Annotated in this window: 20 protein-coding genes and 1 tRNA gene; 11 read left to right on the forward strand and 10 right to left on the reverse strand. The window is 72.6% G+C overall.

The window, feature by feature from the left end:
• From IF54_RS39700 to IF54_RS0120815, 3 genes are all read right to left on the reverse strand, one after another.
• Positions 1-791, reverse strand: a 791-nt coding sequence (locus tag IF54_RS39700; RefSeq protein WP_420790451.1) for an ABC transporter substrate-binding protein, incomplete at its 3' end; no start/stop codon positions are given.
• Positions 792-1210: 419 nt separating this feature from the next.
• Positions 1211-2638 (reverse strand): sensor histidine kinase, encoded by a 1428-nt coding sequence (locus IF54_RS0120810; RefSeq protein ID WP_030320843.1) that lies wholly within the window; start codon positions 2636-2638, stop codon positions 1211-1213.
• On the reverse strand, positions 2635-3324 hold the full coding sequence (locus IF54_RS0120815; RefSeq protein ID WP_030320845.1) for a response regulator transcription factor: 690 nt from the start codon (positions 3322-3324) through the stop codon (positions 2635-2637). Before IF54_RS0120815 ends, IF54_RS0120810 begins: the two co-directional genes overlap by 4 nt.
• Before the next feature lie 98 nt (positions 3325-3422).
• Between IF54_RS0120815 and IF54_RS0120820 the strand changes: the two genes are divergently transcribed.
• Positions 3423-3923 (forward strand): hypothetical protein, encoded by a 501-nt coding sequence (locus IF54_RS0120820; RefSeq protein ID WP_030320847.1) that lies wholly within the window; start codon positions 3423-3425, stop codon positions 3921-3923.
• A 39-nt stretch (positions 3924-3962) separates the two neighbouring features.
• On the opposite strand, the gene IF54_RS0120825 is transcribed toward IF54_RS0120820, so the two are convergent.
• Together IF54_RS0120825 and IF54_RS0120830 are read right to left on the reverse strand one after the other, a co-directional pair.
• Entirely contained in the window at positions 3963-4826 is an 864-nt protein-coding gene (locus IF54_RS0120825) for a spermidine synthase (protein WP_030320848.1), read from the reverse strand.
• A 118-nt stretch (positions 4827-4944) separates the two neighbouring features.
• Positions 4945-5295, reverse strand: coding sequence for a hypothetical protein (locus IF54_RS0120830; RefSeq protein WP_199821231.1), 351 nt, complete (start codon positions 5293-5295; stop codon positions 4945-4947).
• A 265-nt stretch (positions 5296-5560) separates the two neighbouring features.
• Between IF54_RS0120830 and IF54_RS0120835 the strand changes: the two genes are divergently transcribed.
• Positions 5561-6967, forward strand: a complete 1407-nt coding sequence (locus tag IF54_RS0120835; protein ID WP_030320851.1) for a tetratricopeptide repeat protein — start codon at positions 5561-5563, stop codon at positions 6965-6967.
• A gap of 89 nt (positions 6968-7056) precedes the next feature.
• On the opposite strand, the gene IF54_RS0120840 is transcribed toward IF54_RS0120835, so the two are convergent.
• Positions 7057-7650, reverse strand: a complete 594-nt coding sequence (locus tag IF54_RS0120840) for a histidine phosphatase family protein (protein ID WP_030320853.1) — start codon at positions 7648-7650, stop codon at positions 7057-7059.
• A 208-nt stretch (positions 7651-7858) separates the two neighbouring features.
• On the opposite strand from IF54_RS0120840, the gene IF54_RS0120845 reads away from it, so the two are divergent.
• The 7 genes from IF54_RS0120845 to IF54_RS0120875 all read left to right on the forward strand — a co-directional run bounded on the left by IF54_RS0120845 (position 7859) and on the right by IF54_RS0120875 (position 14316).
• Positions 7859-8812 (forward strand): phosphatase PAP2 family protein, encoded by a 954-nt coding sequence (locus IF54_RS0120845; RefSeq protein WP_030320855.1) that lies wholly within the window; start codon positions 7859-7861, stop codon positions 8810-8812.
• On the forward strand, positions 8763-9881 hold the full coding sequence (locus IF54_RS0120850) for a hypothetical protein (RefSeq protein WP_030320861.1): 1119 nt from the start codon (positions 8763-8765) through the stop codon (positions 9879-9881). The genes IF54_RS0120845 and IF54_RS0120850 overlap by 50 nt, the downstream gene beginning before the upstream one ends.
• Positions 9872-11497 carry a hypothetical protein gene (locus tag IF54_RS0120855; protein WP_030320863.1) on the forward strand — a complete coding sequence of 542 codons (1626 nt, stop codon included), beginning with the start codon at positions 9872-9874 and terminating at the stop codon, positions 11495-11497. Before IF54_RS0120850 ends, IF54_RS0120855 begins: the two co-directional genes overlap by 10 nt.
• A complete protein-coding gene (locus tag IF54_RS0120860) occupies positions 11494-12831 on the forward strand; it encodes an AAA family ATPase (RefSeq protein WP_030320865.1) in 1338 nt (445 codons plus the stop codon). Before IF54_RS0120855 ends, IF54_RS0120860 begins: the two co-directional genes overlap by 4 nt.
• Positions 12832-13150: 319 nt before the next feature.
• The gene (locus tag IF54_RS0120865; RefSeq protein WP_030320868.1) at positions 13151-13522 is read left to right on the forward strand and encodes a hypothetical protein; all 372 of its coding nucleotides are present in this window, start codon (positions 13151-13153) and stop codon (positions 13520-13522) included.
• 142 nt (positions 13523-13664) lie between these two features.
• On the forward strand, positions 13665-14252 hold the full coding sequence (locus tag IF54_RS40765; protein WP_028809851.1) for a bifunctional DNA primase/polymerase: 588 nt from the start codon (positions 13665-13667) through the stop codon (positions 14250-14252).
• Positions 14243-14316: transfer RNA gene (locus tag IF54_RS0120875), tRNA-Lys, on the forward strand. The genes IF54_RS40765 and IF54_RS0120875 overlap by 10 nt, the downstream gene beginning before the upstream one ends.
• Positions 14317-14589: 273 nt before the next feature.
• Here the strand turns inward: IF54_RS0120875 and IF54_RS0120880 are convergent.
• Positions 14590-15843, reverse strand: a complete 1254-nt coding sequence (locus IF54_RS0120880; RefSeq protein ID WP_030320870.1) for a M6 family metalloprotease domain-containing protein — start codon at positions 15841-15843, stop codon at positions 14590-14592.
• Between the two features lie 314 nt (positions 15844-16157).
• Here IF54_RS0120880 and IF54_RS0120885 point away from each other — a divergent pair, with 314 nt between their 5' ends.
• Positions 16158-17963 (forward strand): putative bifunctional diguanylate cyclase/phosphodiesterase, encoded by a 1806-nt coding sequence (locus IF54_RS0120885; RefSeq protein WP_030320872.1) that lies wholly within the window; start codon positions 16158-16160, stop codon positions 17961-17963.
• Between the two features lie 15 nt (positions 17964-17978).
• Here IF54_RS0120885 and IF54_RS0120890 read toward each other — a convergent pair whose 3' ends face one another.
• The gene (locus tag IF54_RS0120890) at positions 17979-19067 is read right to left on the reverse strand and encodes an LLM class flavin-dependent oxidoreductase (protein WP_030320873.1); all 1089 of its coding nucleotides are present in this window, start codon (positions 19065-19067) and stop codon (positions 17979-17981) included.
• A 228-nt stretch (positions 19068-19295) separates the two neighbouring features.
• Between IF54_RS0120890 and IF54_RS0120895 the strand changes: the two genes are divergently transcribed.
• Positions 19296-19556, forward strand: coding sequence for a hypothetical protein (locus IF54_RS0120895; RefSeq protein WP_030320875.1), 261 nt, complete (start codon positions 19296-19298; stop codon positions 19554-19556).
• A gap of 94 nt (positions 19557-19650) precedes the next feature.
• Here the strand turns inward: IF54_RS0120895 and IF54_RS0120900 are convergent, their stop codons facing one another.
• Both IF54_RS0120900 and IF54_RS0120905 read right to left on the reverse strand, forming a co-directional pair.
• Positions 19651-20382, reverse strand: coding sequence for an aspartate/glutamate racemase family protein (locus IF54_RS0120900; RefSeq protein WP_030320877.1), 732 nt, complete (start codon positions 20380-20382; stop codon positions 19651-19653).
• A complete protein-coding gene (locus IF54_RS0120905) occupies positions 20379-21203 on the reverse strand; it encodes an aspartate/glutamate racemase family protein (RefSeq protein ID WP_030320878.1) in 825 nt (274 codons plus the stop codon). Before IF54_RS0120905 ends, IF54_RS0120900 begins: the two co-directional genes overlap by 4 nt.
• Positions 21204-21365 lie beyond the last annotated feature (162 nt).

Consider the following 21365-nt stretch of genomic DNA (forward strand, 5'->3'; position numbering starts at 1 on the left):
CGCGAGTCACGGTCCATGAACTGCGTCAGACTCTTCGCCCCCGAGATCATCTCGTACGCCTTCTTCTGCAACGGCGAATACGACGCCGTCGACGCCTTGCTGGAGGCGGCCACCACACTCGGGTCCGACTTCAGGTAGATCTCCTCCGCCGCCGGCGTGCCCAGGTACTCGAGCAGCTTGGAGACGCCGGCCTTGTTCTTCGGCGACTTGGAGACCATGAAGCCGTCGGTGGGCGCCTCCACGGTGTCCTGCCCGTACGCGGGGTTGATCTCCGGGAAGGCGAAGAAGTCCAGGTCGTCCAGGTCGGCCTTGTTGCTGAACTGCTGGGCCACGAACGTGCCCAGCAGATACATGCCCGCCTTCTTGGACACCAGCGTCTGGGCGGCGTCCTGCCAGGTGCGGCCCATGAAACCGTCCTGGTGGTAGATCAGCTCGACGTGGAAGTCGTAGCCGTTGAGGCGGAAGTTGATCTGGTCGAACGTGCCCATCGCCGGCCAGGCGTCCTTGTCGCCGTGGTAGCCGTGCTGCTGGAAGACGCTCTTGCGGTAGAAGAGCGCCCACGGGTACGTGTACAGCGGCACGAAGTAGTACTTGCCGTCGGCGCCCTTGGACAGCTTCTTCATGGCGTCCGGGAAGTTGCCGCCGATCTTCTCCCACACGTCGTCGATCGGGGAGGCGAGGTTCTTCGCGGCGAAGAACTGCATCCGGTACCCGGCGAACCAGTTGAACACGTCGTCCGGCGTGCCCTGAAGGTAGGAGTTGATCTGCTCCTGGAACGTGTTGTGGTCCACGCGTTCGACCCGAGGCTCACGGTCTTCGGGTCGCTGGAGCTGCCGCTGCTGCCACAGGCGGACAGCAGCGGTATACCCGCCCCGAGGAGGGCCGCGCCACCCACCCCCTTGAGCAGGCCGCGACGGCTGGGCGAGGGAAGAGACGACGAGAGATCACGCATGGACGGCTCCTGAAGGCAGGGTTCAGTCATGGAGGGATTCGAAGACCGGTCGTAATCAACCAGAAATCAACTTGACCGAACACGGTGGCGCAATGACAGCCGTATGTCAGGTCAACCGTCAAGACCCTCTCGGTCCCATTTGTCGAAACGTGACCGACACGTTGGCCCGCCTCCACAGCTCCCATGGAATCGTCAGTGGCAGGCGGCGAAAGCCTTCGAGAAAACGAAGGCTTCCGGAACGATCGGCTCCGGGTGGCGTCAGCGTAGTTCGTCGCGCCCGCGCACGGTACGGGGCCGGTGGAACGACGGGACCAGCCGGCCCGTACGGCGTCGACGCACCCGGTGTCCCCGGCGCACCGGCTCCCGTCCGCCCAGCTGGATCCAGATCCGCACCTCGGTCCCGCCCAGCACCGACGACCCGATGCGGACGTCCCCGCCGGTCGACTCGGCGAGCCGGCGCACGATGTCGAGCCCGAGCCCGGTCGACCCGGCGCTGCCGGAACCCCGGCCGCGCGCCATCGCGGCCTCGGGGTCGCGGATGCCGGGCCCGGCGTCGGAGACGAGCACGATCACGGCGTCCTCGCCGTTGTGCACGTCGACCGCGAAGGCGGTGCCCTCCGCGGTGTGCCGGAAGACATTGCCGAGCAGGGCGTCCAGCGCGGCCACGAGGTCCGCCCGGGCCACGGGTATGCGCACCGGCCGCTCGGTGCCGGCGACCCGCCACTTGCGGCCCTCGTCCTCGGCGAGCGCCGACCAGAACCCCATCCGCTCCCGGACCACCTCGGCCGCGTCGCACCCGGCGCCGGGCCCGGCCGCCGCGGTCTGCGGCTTGGCCTCGCGCGCGGTGCGGATGATGGTGTCGACCTCGCGCTCCAGCTGCGCGACCGCGGCCCGGGTCTGCTCGGCGGCCGGCCCCTCCCCGAGCGAGGCCGCGTTCAGCCGCAGCACGGTCAGCGGGGTGCGCAGCCGGTGGGACAGATCGGCGGCCAGCTCTCTCTCGTTCGCGAGCAGTTGGACGACCTGGTCGGCCATGGAGTTGAACGCGACGGCCGCGAGCCTGAGTTCGGTCGGCCCCTCCTCCGGCACCCTCGCGCCCAGCTTCCCCTCCCCCAGCTCGTGGGCGCCCTCGACGAGCTTCCGCGCGGGCCGCACCATCCGTACGCCGAGCCGGTCGGCGACCGCGACCGAGCCGACGACGAGCGCGATGCCGACGCCGGCGAGAACCGCCCAGGCGGTGGCGACACCGTTGCTCACCTCGGACTCGGCGACGTACACCTCGACGACGGCGATCCGGCCGGAGCTGAGCGCGACCGGCTGGAGCAGGGTGGAGCCGCCGGAGACCTCGGTGGTGGAGGCGCGGCCGAGCCTGCGCACGGTGGCGATGTCGTCGGCGGCGGCCCGCTGCCGTCCGATGTCGAGGGCCTTCCGGTCGCTTCCGGGGTCGTCGGCGGCCGGCAGGTGGACGGCCATCCCGGCGTCCGAGCCCGCCGAGGCGACGACCCGCTCCAGCTGGTCCCGGTCGGTGGTGATGGACAGGGCGGGGGCCACGGCGGCGGCCTGGCGCTCGGCGTTGGAGAAGGCGCGGTCCCGGGCCATCTCCTTGATGACGAGCCCGAGCGGGATCGCGAAGGCGACCACGACCATGGTGGTGACCGCCAGACAGACCTTGACCAGAGCCCATCTCATAGCGGCGGCTCCAGCTTGACCCCGACGCCCCGCAGGGTGTGGAGATAGCGGGGCTGCGCGGCGGTCTCCCCCAACTTGCGCCGGAGCCAGGAGAGATGGACGTCGATGGTCTGGTCGTCGCCGTAGGACTGCTGCCAGACCTCCGCGAGGAGTTCCTTGCGAGGGACGACCACGCCGGGGCGGGCGGCGAGGAAGGCGAGCAGGTCGAACTCCCTGCGGGTGAGGTCGAGTCGGACGCCGTCCAGCTCGGCCTGGCGGCGCAGCGGGTCCACGCTCAGGCCGCCGACGCGCAGCACGGTCTCCGGCGGGGCGTCACCGCCGGCGGCACGGGACCGTCGTAGGACGGCGGACATGCGGGCGGAGAGGTGTTCGACGGAGAAGGGCTTGGTGAGGTAGTCGTCCGCCCCGGCGTTGAGCAGGCGGACGATCTCCGTCTCGTCGTCCCGCGCGGTGGCGACGATGACCGGGACGTCGGTGATCCCGCGCAGCATCTTCAGGGCCTCGGAGCCGTCCAGATCGGGCAGACCGAGGTCCAGGATCACCACGTCGAAACGGAAATGGGCGACCTCGCGCAGCGCCTCCAGCGCCGTCCCGACACTGCGCACGGTGTGTGCCGCGTCGGTCAGGTGCCGGATGAGCGCCGAACGAACGAACTGGTCGTCCTCGACCACGAGCACACTTGCCATGCGCCGCACCGTACGCGATTCGGGCGGGCCCGGTCGGGGCCTGTGGACAACTCAGTCCGGGTGCGACCCGTGAGGCGCGTGAGGCAGTATGTCGGGCGATGCGCAGAGGACTCGTACACGTACTGGCCTGGCTGCTCGCCACGGGCGCGGCGGTCACGCTGTCGTGGTGGGGTGTCCACACGGTGATGGCGGGCACGGCCTACGACCCGCCCCGCGCCCTGCCCATCGCGGCCGAGGCGAAGCAGGAGTCGGACCCGCCGGCGTCCCCGACGCCGGCCCCGGAAAGGACCGCGACCCCCTCGGAGAGCCCGTCGCCGACGCCGAGCGCCACGACCGCCCGCCCGACCCCCTCGCGGAGCCCGTCCCCGACCGCCTCCGGCCAGGTCAGGAGCTACGACACCGACGGCGGCCGGGCGGTCTTCGACCTCGGGAGGACCTCGGCGACCCTGGTGTCCGCGACTCCGGGCACGGGCTGGTCGATGCAGGTGTGGAAGACGGAGTCGTGGATCCGGGTGGAGTTCTCCTCGGGCGCGGACCGGGTGTCGGTGTTCTGCACGTGGCACGACGGCCCGCCACGGGTGGAGATCGGAACGTACTGAGCCAGTCGGGACGTACCGACTCGATCGGGACGTGCCGACTCAGCGGAACACCGAGGGCGGTGGCGCGGGAGAGGCCACGGCCTTCGCGTCCGTCACGGGGACGGCCCCGCCGGTGAAGTCGAGGAGCGCCCTGCCGTGTTCGACGCGGCCCGGGTGCGGGTCTGAGGCGGCCCGGCGGGTCAGTTCGGCGACCGGCAGGGGACTGTCGGAGGCGACCAGGACGGCGTTGCCGAAGCGCTTGCCGCGCAGCACGGTCGGGTCGGCGACCAGGGCGAGTTCGGCGAACCGGGCGGCGGCGGTGGCGATCTGGCCGCGGAGATGGGTGAGCGGCGGTCCGTCGGCGAGGTTCGCGGCGTAGAGGCCGCCCGGCTTGAGGGCCCTTCGGACCTCGTCGAGGAACTCGGCCGAGGTGAGGTGCGCGGGGGTTCTGGCACCGCTGAACACATCGGCGATCACGAGGTCGGCCCAGCCGTCGGCGACCTTGGCGAGCCCTTCGCGGGCGTCGACGGACCGCACGCGTATCCGCGCGGTCGGCTCCAACGGCAGCTGCTGCCGCACCAGTTGCACGAGAGCGGCGTCCCGCTCGACGACCTGCTGGGTGGAGCGGGGGCGGGTGGCGGCGAGGTACCGGGCGAGGGTGAGGGCGCCACCGCCGAGGTGGACGGCGTGCAGGGGCCTGCCGGGGGCGGCGGCCAGGTCGATGACGTGACCGAGGCGGCGCTGGTACTCGAAGGAGAGGTGGCGCGGGTCGTCGAGGTCCACGTGGGACTGGGGTGCGCCGTCGATGAGCAGCGTCCACGCGCGCGGGCGGTCGCGGTCGGGGATGAGTTCGGCCAGGCCGCCGTCGACTGGTTCCACGACGGGTTCGGCGACGGAGTTGCCACGCCTCTTGGACTTGCCCATGACGCCATTATCTGCGGCGGGAGGCCGTATCGCGTCTGCGGGCCGGTGGGGGCTGGTCGCGCCCCGCGGCGGAGCCGCATGTCGATACAGCCCCGCGCCCCTTGTCAGGTGGGTGCGGTCACCGGCAATTGTCCGCGGCCTCGATCAGTCGCGCCGCCTCGTCCAGCGCTGCCCGCAGTACCGCCGGATCCGTTGCCAGGTCGGCGTCCCCCGGCGGCAGCAGCCAGTCCGAGCCCTCCACCGGCGGCTCCGGAGCCAGCCGCAGCCCCCGCCCGTCCGTCTCCGTGCACGTACTGCCCGGCACGTCCCAGCCCGCCGCCGTGCCCGGCGGGACCAGGAACCCCAGGGTCTCGCCGCCGTCGTCGTGCAGTACGGGTCCGACCCCCTCGCCCACCCCCCGCCGCAGGATGTCGACGGCCTCCAGGCCGTGTCGCGTCGGTACCGTGACCACGTCACAGCTGATCTCCATCGCGGCCTCCATCAAGGAACCCTCGTCCGACTCCACGGGGTTCAACGCGCACCCGCGTCAACGGCTACGGCGGAAGTCCGCCGCAAAGGATGGCAGTTCATGGCAGATCTCGGATGAGATATCCGGTTTGTAGCCAAACCCCGCGTGGCGCCCCGGACACAGCCGGTACGTTCTTGCCCGCCGGAAACAGGGCGTCACACTGACAAACCAGTCAACTCGCCCCACCTCCGGCATGGTTCGACGGTTCGCACGAGAGGACCCGGCCATGGCGTCGTCACAGGTGACCTCGTCCCAGTCCCCCATGCCACCGAGGCCGAACCTCGCGTTCCGGCGCCTGCGCGGTCAGCGCTCGCCGGCCGAGTTCGCCGCGGCGGTCCGGCGGGCCGCGCGCGAGATCGGCGAGCTGGTCAGCTGCGACGCACGCTATGTGGGCCGCGTCGAGGCAGGCGAGATCCGCTGCCCCAACTACGCGTACGAACGGGTGTTCCTGCACATGTTCCCCGGCCGCACGCTCACCGACCTGGGCTTCGCGCCCCGCGCGACCGTACGGGGGCGCAGGTCACGGGACGCGTCTGAGACGCGGGGGGCGTACGAGCCGTATGACACGCAAGACACGCAGGACCCTGACGAGACGTACGACAACTACGAGGAGAGCGACGTGCTGCGTCGCGCATTCATGACCGGCGGGGGCGCCACGGTGGCCGCCGCCTCGCTGGGCCCGCTCGGGCTCGCCGCCGACGCCACCGCCGCCGGGCGGCCGGTGCGCCGCGCCGGAGCGAGCGAGGCCGGCGCCCTGGAGGAAGCCGTCCGCAGGATCCGGTTGCTGGACGACCGGCACGGCGCGGACGGCCTGTACCGGCGCGCGGCCGCTCCGCTGCGCGCCGCCTACGCGCTCCTTGACGCGGGCGCGACCCGGCAGACGACCGCCGACCGGCTGCACGCGGGCGCGGGTGAACTCGCCATCTCGGTGGGCTGGCTGGCGCACGACTCGGGGCGGTTCGACGACGCCCGCTCGCACTACGCGGAGGCGCTCGCGACGGCCCGGGTCACCGGTGACGACGCCCTGGAGGCGCACGCCTTCTGCAACACGGCCTTCCTCGCGCGCGACGCGGGCCGGCCGCGGGAGGCGGTGCGGGCCGCTCAGGCGGCCCAGCGCGTGGCCCGGCCGCTGGGGTCGGCCCGGCTGATGTCGCTGCTCTCGCTGCGCGAGGCGGGCGGCTGGGCGGGCCTCGCCGACCGCACCGGGTGCGAGCAGGCCCTCGCCCGCGCGCAGGCCTACTTCGAGCGGGGTGTCGGCGACTCGGACCCCGAGTGGATGAGCTTCTACGGCGAGGCCGAGCTGGAGGGCCTGGAGGCGCAGTGCTGGTCCACGCTGGGCGACTGGCGCCGGGCCGCCCGGCACGCACGCCGGGCGGCGGACCTCCAGGACCCGCACTTCACCCGCAACATCGCGCTGTACACCGCCGAACTGGCCGACGACCTGGCCCGCGGCGGCCGGCCCGACGAGGGGGCGGCGGCGGGACTGCGGGTACTGGAGCTGCTGGGCGAGGTCCAGTCCTCCCGCATCCAGACGATGCTGGCGGGAACGGCGAGGGTGCTGCTGCCGCATCGGAGGGCGGCGGGGGTGTCGGCGTTCCTGGAACGCCACGCTTCAACGCCGAGGACGGCGTGACGGGGTAGCTCGCAGGCTGCGGCCCGGTGAGGGTTTTGAGGGGGCGCGGGGAACTGCGCGAGAAGCCCCACCGGCCCGCAGCCGAACAGCTACCCCAGATGCCCCAAGTCGTTCCAGCTCTCAATGGCGGGCTCCCCGTAAGCCCACCCCAGCACGGACAAGGACGTCGGATTAAGGCGTATCCGCGCAGCGAAATCCATCGGCAACCCCAGCCACCGCGCCCCGATGGACCGCAGGATGTGCCCGTGGGCGAACACCAGCACGTCCCGGTCCGCGGACCTGGCCCACGCCACGACCTCGTCCGCCCGCGCGGCGACCCGCTCCAGGGACTCCCCCGAAGGGACCCCGTCCCGCCAGATCAGCCATCCCGGCCGCACCGCCTGGATCTCCTCCGGCGTCATGCCCTCGTACGCGCCGTAGTCCCACTCCATGAGCGTGTCCCAGGTGGCCGCCCGCTCCCCGAAGCCGGCGAGTTCGCAGGTCTCACGCGCGCGTGCCAGCGGGCTCGTGCGGATCTCCACCCCGGCCAGGCCGTCGTACGGCGCCCGGTGCAGCCGTTCGCCGAGCAGCTTGGCCCCCCGTCGGCCCTCCTCCAGAAGCGGCACGTCTGTCCTGCCCGTGTGCTTGCCGGACAGCGACCACTCGGTCTGTCCGTGCCGGGCGAGCAGGATGCGCGGTGCCATGAAGAAACCTTTCCGGGGGAAAACGGAGGCGGGACCCCTCCATCATCGCGCACCCTGTGGGTGGGCAACCCGAAGGGCGATCTCTGCGTCTTCGAGATCCGAAGGCGCTGCGTGGGGGCACTCCACAGGGGCCCGCACATACGCCGTAAAGTGGCACGACCGGAAACGACCACCGGAAGCCGCGCGAAACGAAGGGGGACAGGATCGGATGCCGCTGACCGAGACACCAGGCACCGAGGCAGTCCCGGACACGCGGCTGCGCTGGTGGACCGAGCTGCCCCTGATCGTGCTGGTGTACGCCTGCTACAGCGCGGGGCGGCTGCTGGCCCGGGGCGATGTCTCGGGTGCCGTCGACCACGGTCTCGCGATCCTGAAGGTCGAGAAGTTCCTGCACATCAACGCCGAGCACCCGTTGAACCGGCTGTTCACCAACGAGGCCTGGATCGGCGTGCCCGCGGACTTCTGGTACGCCTCGCTGCACTACCTGGTCACACCGGCCGTCCTGATCTGGCTCTTCCGCTCCCGCAGCGCGCACTACCGGGCGGCCCGCACCTGGCTGATGACGTCCACCTTCATGGGCCTGATCGGCTTCACCCTGCTGCCGACCTGCCCGCCCCGCCTGCTGTCGGCGGGCCACGGCTTCGTCGACACCATGGCGCAGTACAGCTCGTACGGCTGGTGGGGCGGCGAGGCGAGCGCCCCGCGGGGCATGGGCGGCATGACGAACCAGTACGCGGCCATGCCGAGCCTGCACGTCGGCTGGGCGCTGTGGTGCGGTGTGATGCTGTGGCGCTACGGCACCACGCGTACGACGAGGGTCGCTGCCGTGGCCTACCCGCTGATCACCACGATCGTGGTCATGGGCACCGCGAACCACTACTTCCTCGACGCGGTCGCGGGCGCCGTCGTGATGGGCCTCGGGTTCCTGCTCGCCCCGTACGTCAGCCGGGTCGCGACGCGGGCCACGGCGGGTGTCCGGGCGCGGATCACCACCGTCTCCCTCGCCTCTCGGGACGCAGAGCCCTCAATTGTCAGTGGCGGATGCCAGACTTCGGCGGGTGAGCACATTCCACGGCAGCGTGAGTCCCGGTTCGCAGGCGGAGCCGAGCCGAGTGCCGCTCCCACGGACGCAGGGGACGGCGCTCCGGCAGCGGCTCGCTGAGCTGCGCGGCCCCGAGGTACCGGCCAAGGCGCTGGACGCCCGCGCCCTCGCGGCCCTGGCCGCGAACCCCGGGTGCAAGCGGCGCGCGATCCTCGACGGCGCAGGGGTGAACAAGACGGCGCTGGCGAGCGCGCTGGGTGCCCCCTCGGCCTTCGGGCAGTCGCAGTTCGCCCTGACCCGCGGCAACGCCTTCGAGGCGAAGGTCAAGGCGGACGGCGGCGCGGAGCTGCTGCGGCTGGTGCACGAGCGCCTGGACCGCGGCGCCGAACCGCCCACCGAGGCCGAGGTCCCCGACCTCACCGCGATCGGCCCCGAGGGCCGCACCGCGCGGACCGCCCTCGCGCTGCGGGAAGCGACCGCCGGCGCCTGGACGCTCCTCGACCACCCCATGCTCGCGCTCGACGTCGCCGGTTCCCCCGCCTTCCTGGAGCCGGACGCGGTGGTCGTGCACCCGGACGGCAGTTGGACCGTCGTGGAGATCAAGTCCTTCCCGCTGCTGGACGGTTCGGCGGACCCGTCGAAGGTGGGCGCGGCCGCCCGCCAGGCCGCGGTGTACGTGCTGGCGCTGGAGGAGGTCGCGGCCCGGATGGACCCGGCGCCGAAGGTCCGCCACCGCGTCCTGCTGGTCTGCCCCAAGGACTTCTCCAACCTCCCCGCCGCCTCCGCCGTCGACATCCGCAAGCAGCGCGCGGTCACGGCCCGCCAGCTGGCCCGCCTGACCCGCATCGAGGACATCGCCGACACCCTTCCCGAAGGCATCTGCTTCGCCCCGGACCTGCCCGCCACCGAGCTGACCGCCGCGGTCGAGTCGGTCCCGGCGACCTACGCGCCCGAGTGTTTGTCCGCGTGCGAACTCGCCTTCCACTGCCGCGACCGCTCGCGCGCCGAGGGCGCGGTGACCTCCCTGGGCCGCTCGGTCCGCGCGGAGCTGGGCGGTCTGACGAGGGTGGAGGACGTCCTGGCGGCGGCCCGCGGCGAGACCGGCGACCCGGACGACCCGGCGGTGGCGGCCCTGCGGCGAGCGGCGGAGCTGCGCGCCGAGGCCCTGGGGGTGAGCGCATGTCGCTGATCACCACCCTCGGCCGTCTGGAAGCGGTCAGCACCGGCCGTGCCCAGCCGGCCGCCACGGTCCGCCACCGCCATCTCTCCGACCACCCCCTCGTCCTCGTCCCGCTCACCACCGCGGGCGAGGCCGGTGCCCCGCTGGGGGCGCTCGTGGGGACCGACCGGGACGCCCCGCAGCTCCTGGTCGTACCGCAGCCCCGGGACCGGGACCTCAGGTTCGCGTTCCTGGCCGAGCTGGCGGACATCGTGCTGCCGTACGTGGACGGCTGTGCGGAAGCGGTGGAGGCCGCCGAGCGCAACGAGACCGACCCGGAGACCGGCAAGCGCGTCAAGGTCGAGGTCGAGCTGTGCGCGGACGCCCCGCAGCTGATCGTGCCGAGCCGCGCGGGCGTCGATTTCGTGCGGCTGCTGGGGCGCTCCATGCGCTTTCGGCGTACGGCGGAGCAGGACCCGGAGACGCCCTATCCGGCCCCGCCCCGGGTGCCGTTGCTGGGCCGGTGGCTGACCCACTTCGGGGAGCGGGCCCGGATGCCGGGCTCCTCGCTGCTGCCGGCGATGACGGACCTGCTGGCCCGGCACTGGTCCACCGGCCAGTCCACGCTGGAGGACCAGCACCTGGGCGCGCTGCTCGCGTGGATCGACCCGCCCGAGGGCCGCTCCGGCGCCGAGGCCGCGCTGGAGGCCGAGCTCGCCCGGGACGAGCAGGGCCAGTTGCGGCATCCGCCGGCCGGCCCGGCCACCGACCCGGCGTTCGACAACAAGCTGCTCGCCCCGGCCTTCGAGCGCTACGACCGCGCGCGTACCGCCCTCTCCGCCGCCGAGGACGGCCTGGAGGCCGACGACCGGCTCGGCGCGCTCACCGCGGCCGAACAGGAGATCCGCGCCCTCGTCCTCAGCCGGACGCGCCCCACCTGGGACGCGGTGTGGCACGGCCTCGACCTGCTGCGGGCGCTGCCCGAGGGGGCGCACGTCGAGGAGCGGTGGACGCGCGACCGCTGGTCGTTCACCGGCCACCGCGACCGGGTCACGGCGGGCGAGCCCCCGCAACCGCGCCGCGACGACGCGGTCACCGCCGCCAACAAACTCGCCTCACGCGAGCGCGAACAGGCCCGCCTGGAGGCGCAGGAGGCACTGGACGACCCGCTGGTGATGGCGGGGCGGCGGCTGGCCGGGGAGGCGTTCGCCGGGGAGGTCACCGACGTCGTGATGACGTACAGCGAGGGCAAGCGGCCGAGCCCGCGCCCGCTGGTCACCGTACGGACCGAGGACCGGCCGCATCTGGGCGAGCGGGCCAAGGTGTACCGCTCGCTGGGCGGGAAGCCCCAGTCGGCGGAGTTCGTGGGGTACGAGGACTCCGCCGAGGGCCCCGCTGACGGCTCGACTGAGGGCGGTGCCCTGATCGTCCTCAAGATCCTCGACAAGATGGGCCGCGGCAGGGAGCCGGAGGCAGGGTCGGTGCCCGAGAAGGGCGACCGGCTGTGCTTCACGCTCTTCGAGCACGAGCAGCGCGGCGGCGCGAAGCTGCCCGAGCCGGAGGACACGCCCTGGACGCACGGCGGTCCGCCCGGTGAGGCCGTGCAGGAGACCGCCGATCCCGTGACCCCGGAGGACGTGCTGTGACCACCCAGGTCTTCGATCCCGGAGCGGCCGCCGGCGAGGCCACCGAGGCGATCCTCCGCGACACCCTGCACGGCACCCACCGGGGTGTCGTGGTGGACTCACCGCCCGGCGCCGGCAAGTCCACCCTCGTGGTCCGCGCGGCCCTGGAACTGGCCGATGCGGGGCGCCCGTTGATGGTGGTCGCGCAGACCAACGCCCAGGTCGACGACCTCGTGCTCAGGCTGGCCGAGAAGAACCCGGAGCTGCCGGTCGGACGGTTGCACAGCAGTGACGCCGACCCGTACGACAAGGCGCTGGACGGCCTGCCCCAGGTCCGCAAGTCGGCGAAGGCGGGTGATCTCACCGGGCTGCCGGTCGTGATCTCGACGGCCGCCAAGTGGGGGCATGTGAAGGTCGACGAGCCGTGGGCGCACGCGATCGTCGACGAGGCGTACCAGATGCGGTCCGACTCGCTCCTTGCGGTGGCGGGACTGTTCGAGCGGGCGCTGTTCGTGGGTGACCCGGGGCAGCTGGATCCGTTCGCGATCGTGGGCAGCGAGCAGTGGGCCGGGTTGTCGTACGATCCCTCGGCCTCCGCGGTGACGACCCTGCTGGCGCACAACCCCGAACTCCCGCAGCACCGCCTCCCCGTCTCCTGGCGGCTCCCGGCCTCGGCGGCACCCCTGGTCTCGGACGCCTTCTACCCCTACACGCCGTTCCGCAGCGGCACCGGCCACGACGACCGCCGGCTCGCCTTCGCGGTCCCCTCGGACGGCTCGGGCCCCGACCAGGTCATCGACGCGGCGGCCGAGTCGGGCTGGGGCCTGCTGGAGCTGCCCGCGCGGCACACTCCGCGCACGGACCCGGAGGCGGTGCGGGCGGTGGCGGCGGTCGTACGGCGGCTGCTGGACCGGGGCGGGGCGGCGACGTCGGAGCGCTCACCGGATCCCACGCCGCTGACCGCCGACCGGATCGCCGTCGGCACGGCACACCGGGACCAGGCGGCGGCGGTACGCGCGGCGCTGGCGGGCCTGGGGGTCGTGGACGTCACCGTGGACACGGCGAACCGGCTCCAGGGCCGTGAGTACGACGTCACGGTCGTCCTCCATCCCCTCTCCGGCCGCCCCGACGCCACCGCCTTCCACCTGGAGACGGGCCGCCTGTGCGTCCTGGCCTCCCGCCACCGCCACGCCTGCATCGTGGTGTGCCGGGCGGGCGTGAGCGACCTGCTGGACGACTACCCGTCGACGGAGCCGGTCCAGCTGGGAACGCTGGTGAAGTTCCCGGACGGCTGGGAGGCGAACCACGCGGTACTGGCACGGCTGGCGGAGCACCGGGTGAGGTGGCGGCCGTGACCGGCTGGACTCCCCCACCGCCGGACGGAGTCCGGCACGCCGCCGGAGGCGGCCGGTGAATACAGCCCGGACGGCTGGGAGGCGAACCATGCGGTACTGGCCAGGCTGGCGGAGCACCGGGTGACCTGGCGGCCATGACCGGCCGGCCTCTCCCACCGCCGGACGGAGTCCGCGGGCGGGAACATCCTCGGGGTCGTGGGCCTTGGTACCGCCGGAGGCGTCCCGCCCTCTTGCACGGGCGCGGGACAATGGACGGTGGCCCATGCACAGTCGGGCCGCCGGTACGGACGAGGTACGAGGTTACGAGGAGGACGAAGACATGGCGGAGCCCACGCCGCGTCGGAACGAACCGCGGCTACGCCCCGCGCCCCTGCTGTTCGAGCCCGCACAGGTGGCCGACGACCCGGAGCACTTCTTCGATCTGGAGTCGATCGACGACCCCCGCGCCCAGCTGACCCGGGCCACCGAGCTGGCGCACGCGTTCCGCGCCGCGGCGGACCGTGCGGTCGAGTTCCAGGCGATGGCGGCGGCCCAACTGGCCGATCCCCGGCGCTTCGACCGGCTGACCGCGGCGGACATCGCCGAGCGCGCCGAGTGGACCGAGGACTACGCGAAGAAGATGGTCGAGTTCGGCCGCGAGCTGCTGCGCGGCGCGGAGGACGGCGACCGTGGACACGCGGACCCCGTCTGAGCCGACGCGGTGGCCGTGACAGCCGCTTGAGTAAAGCTTTGGCATATGCCAGACGGGCAAGATACTCCCCTCTCCCCTCCCCTGTCCCGGATTCCCGCAACCCTCGGGAGCCGTACGCTCACGCCCGGTACCTGTAGATGCCATGAGCGCACGCGACGAACCTTTCTCGGACCGCTTCGACGTCTCAGGTGTCACCACGGACGGGGCTGCATGGCTCGCCTCGGCAGGAACGTATCCGCGCAGCACTCTGGCGCTGTGGGAGGAACGGCCCACCGCCCCGGTGGTGCTGCCCTGCGGCACCGCCTTCGACGTGGTCAGCGTCCCCGCGATCTTCGGGCGCCGGATGCTCGACCGGCTGTGGGACGAGGGGCCGGGCTCGGGGCCGGTGGCGACGCTGCGGGGGCGGATGCTGCTGTTCTCGGCGCCGGGTACGGCTCAGCGGCTGCCGTCGCTGCTGCGGTGGGAGGAGTTCGGGCGTACGGGGGCGATCCCGCCACTGCTGTGCCACGGCACCGGTGACGCGGTGACCGTGCCGGCCCCGCTGAGCGCCGCGCACTCCGGGCTGACGTCCCGCTGGCTGGTCGCCCCGGACACCCGCCATCCCTGGCTGCCGGGCCCGGAAATCCTGGTCTGGGCGGCCGTCCGGGCGGCCCGGAACGCCGTGCGGATTTCGATTTTTCCCCCGGCCGATCAGGATGCTAAGGTCTACGACGTCAGCAGGCGCCGCTAGCTCAGTTGGTTAGAGCAGCTGACTCTTAATCAGCGGGTCCGGGGTTCGAGTCCCTGGCGGCGCACCGACAGTGAAGGCCTCTCGCGAGAGCGGGGGGTCTTCATTTTTGCGGCCACCGCGGGCGGCTGGGGGTCCGGGGGTCATCCCCCGGGAGATGCAGCATCAGCGGGTCCGGGGTTCGAGTCCCTGGCGGCGCACGACATCGATGGCGAGGCGTGTTCGCGGAAAGCGCGGACCGGCCTCGCTGTCGTCATTTCTGCGTGGCTGCGCCGCGCGCGTTGTGGGGGCTCCGCCACCCACACCTCCCGGCGTCGGTCACCGTGCCGCAGGTCGGGAGTCACCCCGCCGTGATCTCCACATTCCATGCCCCCGTCGGCGTCCTGCCCGTCACCTTCACCTGGACCTTGGTGTCCGGGACCGTGACGGTTTCGCCGGTGTCGACCGGGGCGTCGGCCAGGGGTGGGTAGACGGAGTTCTCCCAGCAGGCCTCGGTGCGGGGGTGGGCGTCGATGACCTGGACGGGCCCCGTACCGGACGCGGTGCCGCTGTGGACGCGGTAGATCAGGATGCCCGGCCGGCACACCGCCGCGTCGGGGCCCACCGCCCCGCGTGCCTCGAAGGCGAGCACGCTGTCGTCCCCGGTGCGGACCACCGCGAGCTTGGTACCGCGGCCCGGGCCGAAGATCCCGGCGTTGCCGGGGCCGGTCTCCAGCGGCTCCAGTGCCAGCCGCTTCGGCCCGGGCCCCCGTACGCACACCACCTGCCGCCGCTCCAGCCAGCCCAGCTTCCACTTGTGCCAGGCGAACAGGTCCGGGGCGAGGCCGAACTGGCTGCCCATCAGGTCCCAGTCGCCGACGTAGGTGTCCCAGTCACCCTTGCCGTCCGCGGGCCGGTGATAGAGGTCCGGCAGGTCGAACACGTGCCCGGTCTCGTGGGCCAGCACCAGCCGGTCCGGCGGGTGCTTCTCGAAGACGGTGACCACCCGGCGGATGTCCGTGCCGTCCGCCCGCAGCGGCACGTCCAGGTTGACGACCTTTGTGGCGTCCGAGTCGACGCCGGGCGCGTCCGGGTCGGCGACGAAGTAGACGACGCCGTAGCGCGAGAAGTCGACCTTGGGGTCGGCCGCAGCGAGGGCGTCCCGGAGGTAGGCGGCACGGTCCGGGGCGCTCCAGTCGCGCTGTATGGCGTACGACGTCGACGGGCGCGGCATCCGGATCCAGTGCCGCAGCGCGTGCGGGCGCAGGGTGAAGCGGCCGTAGGAGGCCTGCTCGAAGAAGCGGGTGGTGGCCGGGAAGTGATCGGCGGTCAGCTCGGCGGGACTGGTCAGGGGCCGGGCGTCCGGGAAGGAGAGGAAGACCATGACCGCGTCGAGGGCGCGGGCCGGGCGCGGATAGGCACTGTTCCAGGTGTCCAGGCCCTCCGAGTGGTGGGCCTCGGTGCGCTCCAGGGTGCAGGGCGCCGAGGAGAAGGGTTCGGCAGCGGAGTGGCCGGTGACGAGGGAGGTGGCGGCGAGGGCCGCCATGGTGGTGAACACGGCGGCGGTGCTGCGCAGTCGGGGGCGCGGGAGAGTGCGCGGAAACGGGCGCGGCAACAGGACCTCCGGGAACGGTTCACGGGATACCGCACCCAGCCTGTGTTGGTTTGCACCACTACGCCCTGTTTATCTGCACCGGACGAGTGAGTTGGCGTGACCTCCCGAACCCGCCGACACCCCCGAATCGCTCACGGAACGTCACAACCGGTCCGGGGCCCGAAGAACCCGTCCAGCCCCGGGCAGAAACGATCTGCCAAGAGGGGTTGCCGGTCCGCGAGACTGGGCAATGGCTGGAAGGGCCTCAGGGCAGCCTCTATGATCGGCACACTTTCCTGCGCGGACAGCGATCGAGTGCACTGCGGGAGCTAGCGGTGAACGAAACGTCCGAAGGGCCGGCGCCCGCGGCAGACCTCGACGGGTCGACCGTAACAGAGAGTGACATCACGACAGCTACCCGTACCGGGCCGCCGTCGCACCGGGCGGCCTTCGCCGCCGCGCCGCTGGCCATGGCGGTGGTGGACCGCGACGGCACGGTCGTCGACGCCAACCCCGCCTTCGGGGAGCTGCTCGGCGCCGTACCGAGAGAGTTGACCGGGGCCCTGGCCGCCGACCTGGTGGACCTCGCCTCGGACGCGCGCACCTGGCACTCCTACCGCGAGGTGCTGCGCGGACGGCAGGCGAAGCTGCGCTGCAAGCGGCGGCTGAAGCATCCCGACGGGCACTCCATGTGGGCGCAGATCACGATCACGCCCCTGGCCGACGGTGCGCCGGGCGTACTGCTGTCCGTCGCCGACATCACCGCCCGGCGTGAACTCCAGGCCCGGCTGCGGCACTTGCAGATGCACGACCCGGTGACCCGGCTGCCCAACCGCACCCTGTTCTTCGAGCGGCTCACGACCGCGCTGGAGCCGGAGTCGTACGAACAGGGCGGCACCGGCCGGATCGGGCTGTGCTACCTGGACCTCGACGGGTTCCAGGCCGTCAACGACACCCTCGGCCACCGGGTCGGCGACCGGCTGCTGGCCGCCGTCGCCGAGCGGCTCACCCGCTGCGCCAACGAGGCAGGACAGGGCCGGGCGACCGCTCCCCTGGTGGCCCGCCTAGGCGGCGACGAGTTCGCGCTGCTGGTCGAGGACTCCACGGGCACCGAGCAGCTGGCCGACCTCGCCGAGGCGCTGCTGAAGGCGATCCAGGCGCCCTTCGACGTCTCCGGGCACCGGATGTCGGTATCGGCGTCGATCGGGGTGGTCGAGCGGCAGGCCGAGGGCACCTCGGCGACCGGACTGATGCAGGCCGCCGACACCACCCTGTACTGGGCCAAGGCGGACGGCCGGGACCGCTGGACGCTCTTCGACCCGGAGCGCAACGCCCACCGCATGACCCGCCAGGCGCTGGCCTCCACGCTCCGCCCTGCCATCGAGCGCGGCGAGTTCCAGCTGGAGTACCAGCCGCTGGTGGGCATGGAGGACGGGCGGCTGCGCGGGGTGGAGGCGCTGGTGCGCTGGAACCACCCGCAGTTCGGGATGCTGACGCCGAATCGGTTCATCGCACTGGCCGAGGAGGACGGCTCGATCGTCCCGCTGGGCCGCTGGATCCTCACCACCGCCTGCCGCCAGGCCCGGCAGTGGCAGCTGGACCACCCCGACGAGCCGCCGATCTTCGTCAGCGTCAACGTGGCGGTCCGCCAGGTGTGGGACTCCGACCTGGTCGCGGACGTGGCGCAGACCCTCGCCGAGACCGGCCTCGCCCCGCACCTGCTCCAGATCGAACTCACCGAGTCCGCGGTCATGGGCTCGGCCGGCCGCCCGCTCCAGGCCCTCCAGGCGCTGAGTGACATGGGCGTCGGCATCGCCATCGACGACTTCGGCACCGGCTATTCGAACCTCGCCTACCTCAGCCGCCTTCCGGTGTCGGTGCTGAAGCTGGACGGCTCCTTCGTGCGCGGATTCCAGTACGAGGGCGAGGGCGTCCCGCCGAACCCGGCCGACGAGGTCGTCGTCGAGGCGATGATCCAGCTGGCCCACCGCCTCGGGCTCACCGTCACCGCGGAGTGCGTCGAAACCTCGGCCCAGGCCACCCGGCTGCGCCGCATCGGCTGCGACACCGGCCAGGGCTGGCTGTACTCGCGGCCGGTGTCGCCGGATCGTATCTCCGGGCTGATGGGCGCCCAGGTCTGAGGGGGCGGCCGACGGTCAGGCCGTCGGCAACCCGTAGGCGTCGGCGATGAGTTCGTAGGACCGCAGGCGTACGTCGCCGCTGTGGGCGTTGCCCGTGAGCATCAGCTCGTCGGCGCCGGTGCGCTTGTGGAGGTCGTCGAGGCCGGAGCGGACCTCGTCGGCGGTGCCGTGGATGACGTTGGCGTTCCAGGAGTTCGCGAACTCCTCCTCCATCGGGCTGAACTCGTAGGCCTCCGCCTCCTCCGGGGTGGGGACCAGGCCGGGGCGGCCGGTGCGCAGCCGGATCATGCTGAGGGCGGCGGCGCGGACCTGGCGGCGGGCCTCCCGCTCGTCGTCGGTGGCGAGGGCGGAGACGCCGATGAGGGCGTAGGGCTCGTCGAGGACCGCGGAGGGCCGGAAGGACTCGCGGTACAGGTCCAGGGCCGGGATGGTGTTCTGCGCCGAGAAGTGGTGCGCGAAAGCGAAGGGCAGCCCGAGGGAGCCGGCCAGGCGGGCGCTGAAGCCGGAGGAGCCAAGGAGCCAGATCGGCGGGCGGTGCGGGGACTGGACGCCGCCGGGCGAGGTCGCCTGGACCGGGCCGGGCACCGCGTGGATACGGCGGTAGGGGTGGCCGTCGGGGAAGTCGTCGTCCAGGAAGCGGGTGAGCTCCATGAGCTGCTCGGGGAAGTCGTCGGCGCCCTCGTGCAGGCGGTCGGTGCGGCGCAGGGCGGCGGCGGTGGCGCCGTCGGTGCCCGGGGCGCGGCCGAGGCCCAGGTCGACCCGGCCGGGGGCCATGGCCTCCAGCGTGCCGAACTGCTCCGCGATGACCAGCGGGGCGTGGTTGGGCAGCATGACGCCGCCCGAACCGAGCCGGATGCGGGAGGTGTGGGCGGCGAGGTGGGCGAGGATCACCGCGGGGGACGAGGACGCCACGCCCGGCATGGAGTGGTGCTCGGCGACCCAGTAGCGGTGGAAGCCGCGGGACTCCGCGAGCCTGGCGATGGCGACGCTGGTGCGCAGGGCGTCGCCGGCCGTGCGGCCGGCTCCGACGGTGACCAGGTCCAGGACCGAGAGGGGTACGGGGGCGGTGCCCTCGGCAGTACCTCGGATCTCGTCTTCCGCCACGGTGGGGTGCCTCCTGCTCGTGAGCCGTGCGCTGTCGTCAGCCGTGCGCTGTCGTCGTGGCGTGAACAGGAGACTGTCCCCGGTTATTCCCGGACGCCGCCCGTCCCCGGCCACCACCCCCTCGTCCACGGAGGCCCCGCCTCCACATCCCGTCCGGTGCCCGGCCGCTTGCCGCGCGGGCCCCCGGGTACCCAGAGCGCACCACCTCACGGACCGGAGGGATCGCCCATGACGAGGGAGAGCACTTCACGGGATGGGGAGATCGGGCCGCTGGAGCCCGGGACCCGGCAGGAGGCCCAGCTGTCCATCCGTATCGCCGATATCGCCTGGACCGCGCTGAGCGTGGTGGCCGGCCTGTGGGTCGTCCTGGCCTGCGTCGACGCCGTGCGGGGCAGCGGCTCGTGGGCCTACGGCGCCGCCGCCCTGATCATGCTGGCCATCGGCCTGACGATGCGGCTGCGAGCGGTGCGCCGCCGGAGCCGGATGTGACGGGAGCCGGAGCCCGGCCGCCCGCGGGGGACGGCCGGCCCCCTCCGCCTACGGTGGCTCACGCCGGGACGGCCGGTCCCTTCCGCCGGTCGCTTCACGCCTGGACGAGCGGCTCCTTGGTGAACAGCGTCCCCAGCGACGGCGCGTTGACCCTGCGGTCGGTCAGCCGGAGGGCCTCCCACACGGTGACCTGGTTGGCGGTGAGGACCGGCTTGCCGAACTCCTTCTCCAGGGCCGGGATGTGGGTGGCGGTGTGCAGGGCCGTGTCCGGGAGCAGGAGCGCCTCCGCGTCCGGTGAGTCGGCCTGACGGGCCAGCGCGAAGACCTCCTCCTCGCCCCAGGTGCCGACCTCGGCCGCGGTGACGATCCCGGCGCCGCGGACCTGGAGGACCTCGATCCCGCCGGCCCGCAGGAACTCGGCGAACAGTTCGGCCACGTCGTCCGGGTAGGTCGCCGCGACCGCCACCCGCCCTGCGCCGATCTCCTGCGCCGCGTGCACGAAGGCGAAGGACGTCGAGGAGGCGGGTAGGCCGGCCGAGACGGCCAGGGTGCGGACCTGCTCGTGGGCGCCCTCCCAGCCGTACACGAAGCTGCCGCTCGTGCAGGCCCACACGACGGACTCGGAGCCCGACAGGCGCAGTTGCTCGACGCCCGCGGCGAGCCGCCCGGCCGAGCCCATCTCCAGGAGGGCGTCCACGCGGTGGGCATCGGTGCCGATGTCGGTGTGGACGACGTCCAGGCGGATGTCGCTGCCCAGGAGCTGTTCGATGCGCGGATAGTCGTCCTCCGCGGCGTGGCCCGGGTAGAGGAATCCGAGAGCGGTCATGTCCAGCCTTCCTGCTGCTGTTCTCCGTCCGGTAGTTCCCGGACGTCCGGCAGGCCCGGGATCTCCGGGCGCGCGGGGCCGCTCCTGGCCGCCGGATCGATCAGCGCCTGGTACGGTCCCACGGCTCGGGTACCCAGTCGGCGCAACGCCGCCCACATGGTCACCTGGTTGGCCGAGATCACCGGTATGCGCAGTTCCGCCTCCAGCTGGGGGATGACGTCGTAGGTCGCCAGGTTGGTGCAGCTGATGAACAAGGCCTGGGCGTCGGGCCGTACGGCCCTGTGGGCCATCTCGGAGACCTCGCGGTAGGGCACCTTCCAGATGTGCCGGGTCAGGCCCATGTAGGCGCACCCGGTGACCGAGACGCCCGCCTCGGCGACGTACTCCTCGAGCGCCCGGGTCACCGACTCGGTGTACGGCGTCACCAGGGCGACCCGGGTCACGCCGAGCTCGGCGAGGGCGTCCAGGAGGGCGCCGGAGGTGGTCAGGGAGGGCACCGCGCCGGCCCTGGTCATGGCCGCGCACATGGCCCGCTCCCCCGCGATCCCGCCGACGAAGCTGCCGGAGGTGCAGGCGTAGGCGACCACCTCGGGGGCGATGGCGTGGAGCGTGCGCACGGCGTCGTGCAGGGTCTCGTGCTCGCTGACCAGCCGGGCCAGGTCGAGGCTGACCTCGACGGGGACGTACGGGGTGCGGGTCAGATGGAGCGAGACCTCCTCGGGGACCCAGCGCCACAGTTCGCGGTCGAGCGCGAAGTCGAAGGGGGCGACGACACCGACACCGCGCTGCGGGCGCGGACCACCGAGAAAGGAGACGTCCATGGCGATGACCGGCCTCACGCTGAGAGACGGGGGGACAGCGGAACGTGCGCAACGCCCGTGTTGACGAAGGTAGGTTCGGGTGCGAGCGTGGTCAATCCGCCCATGTCACGCTCACGTCACACCTGACCCACCCCCGGTGTTTCCGCCCACGTCAGACGCTCG

The organism is Streptomyces sp. NRRL B-3229 (assembly GCF_000719505.1).
In the GTDB taxonomy this organism is placed as follows: Bacteria; Actinomycetota; Actinomycetes; order Streptomycetales; family Streptomycetaceae; genus Streptomyces; species Streptomyces griseorubiginosus.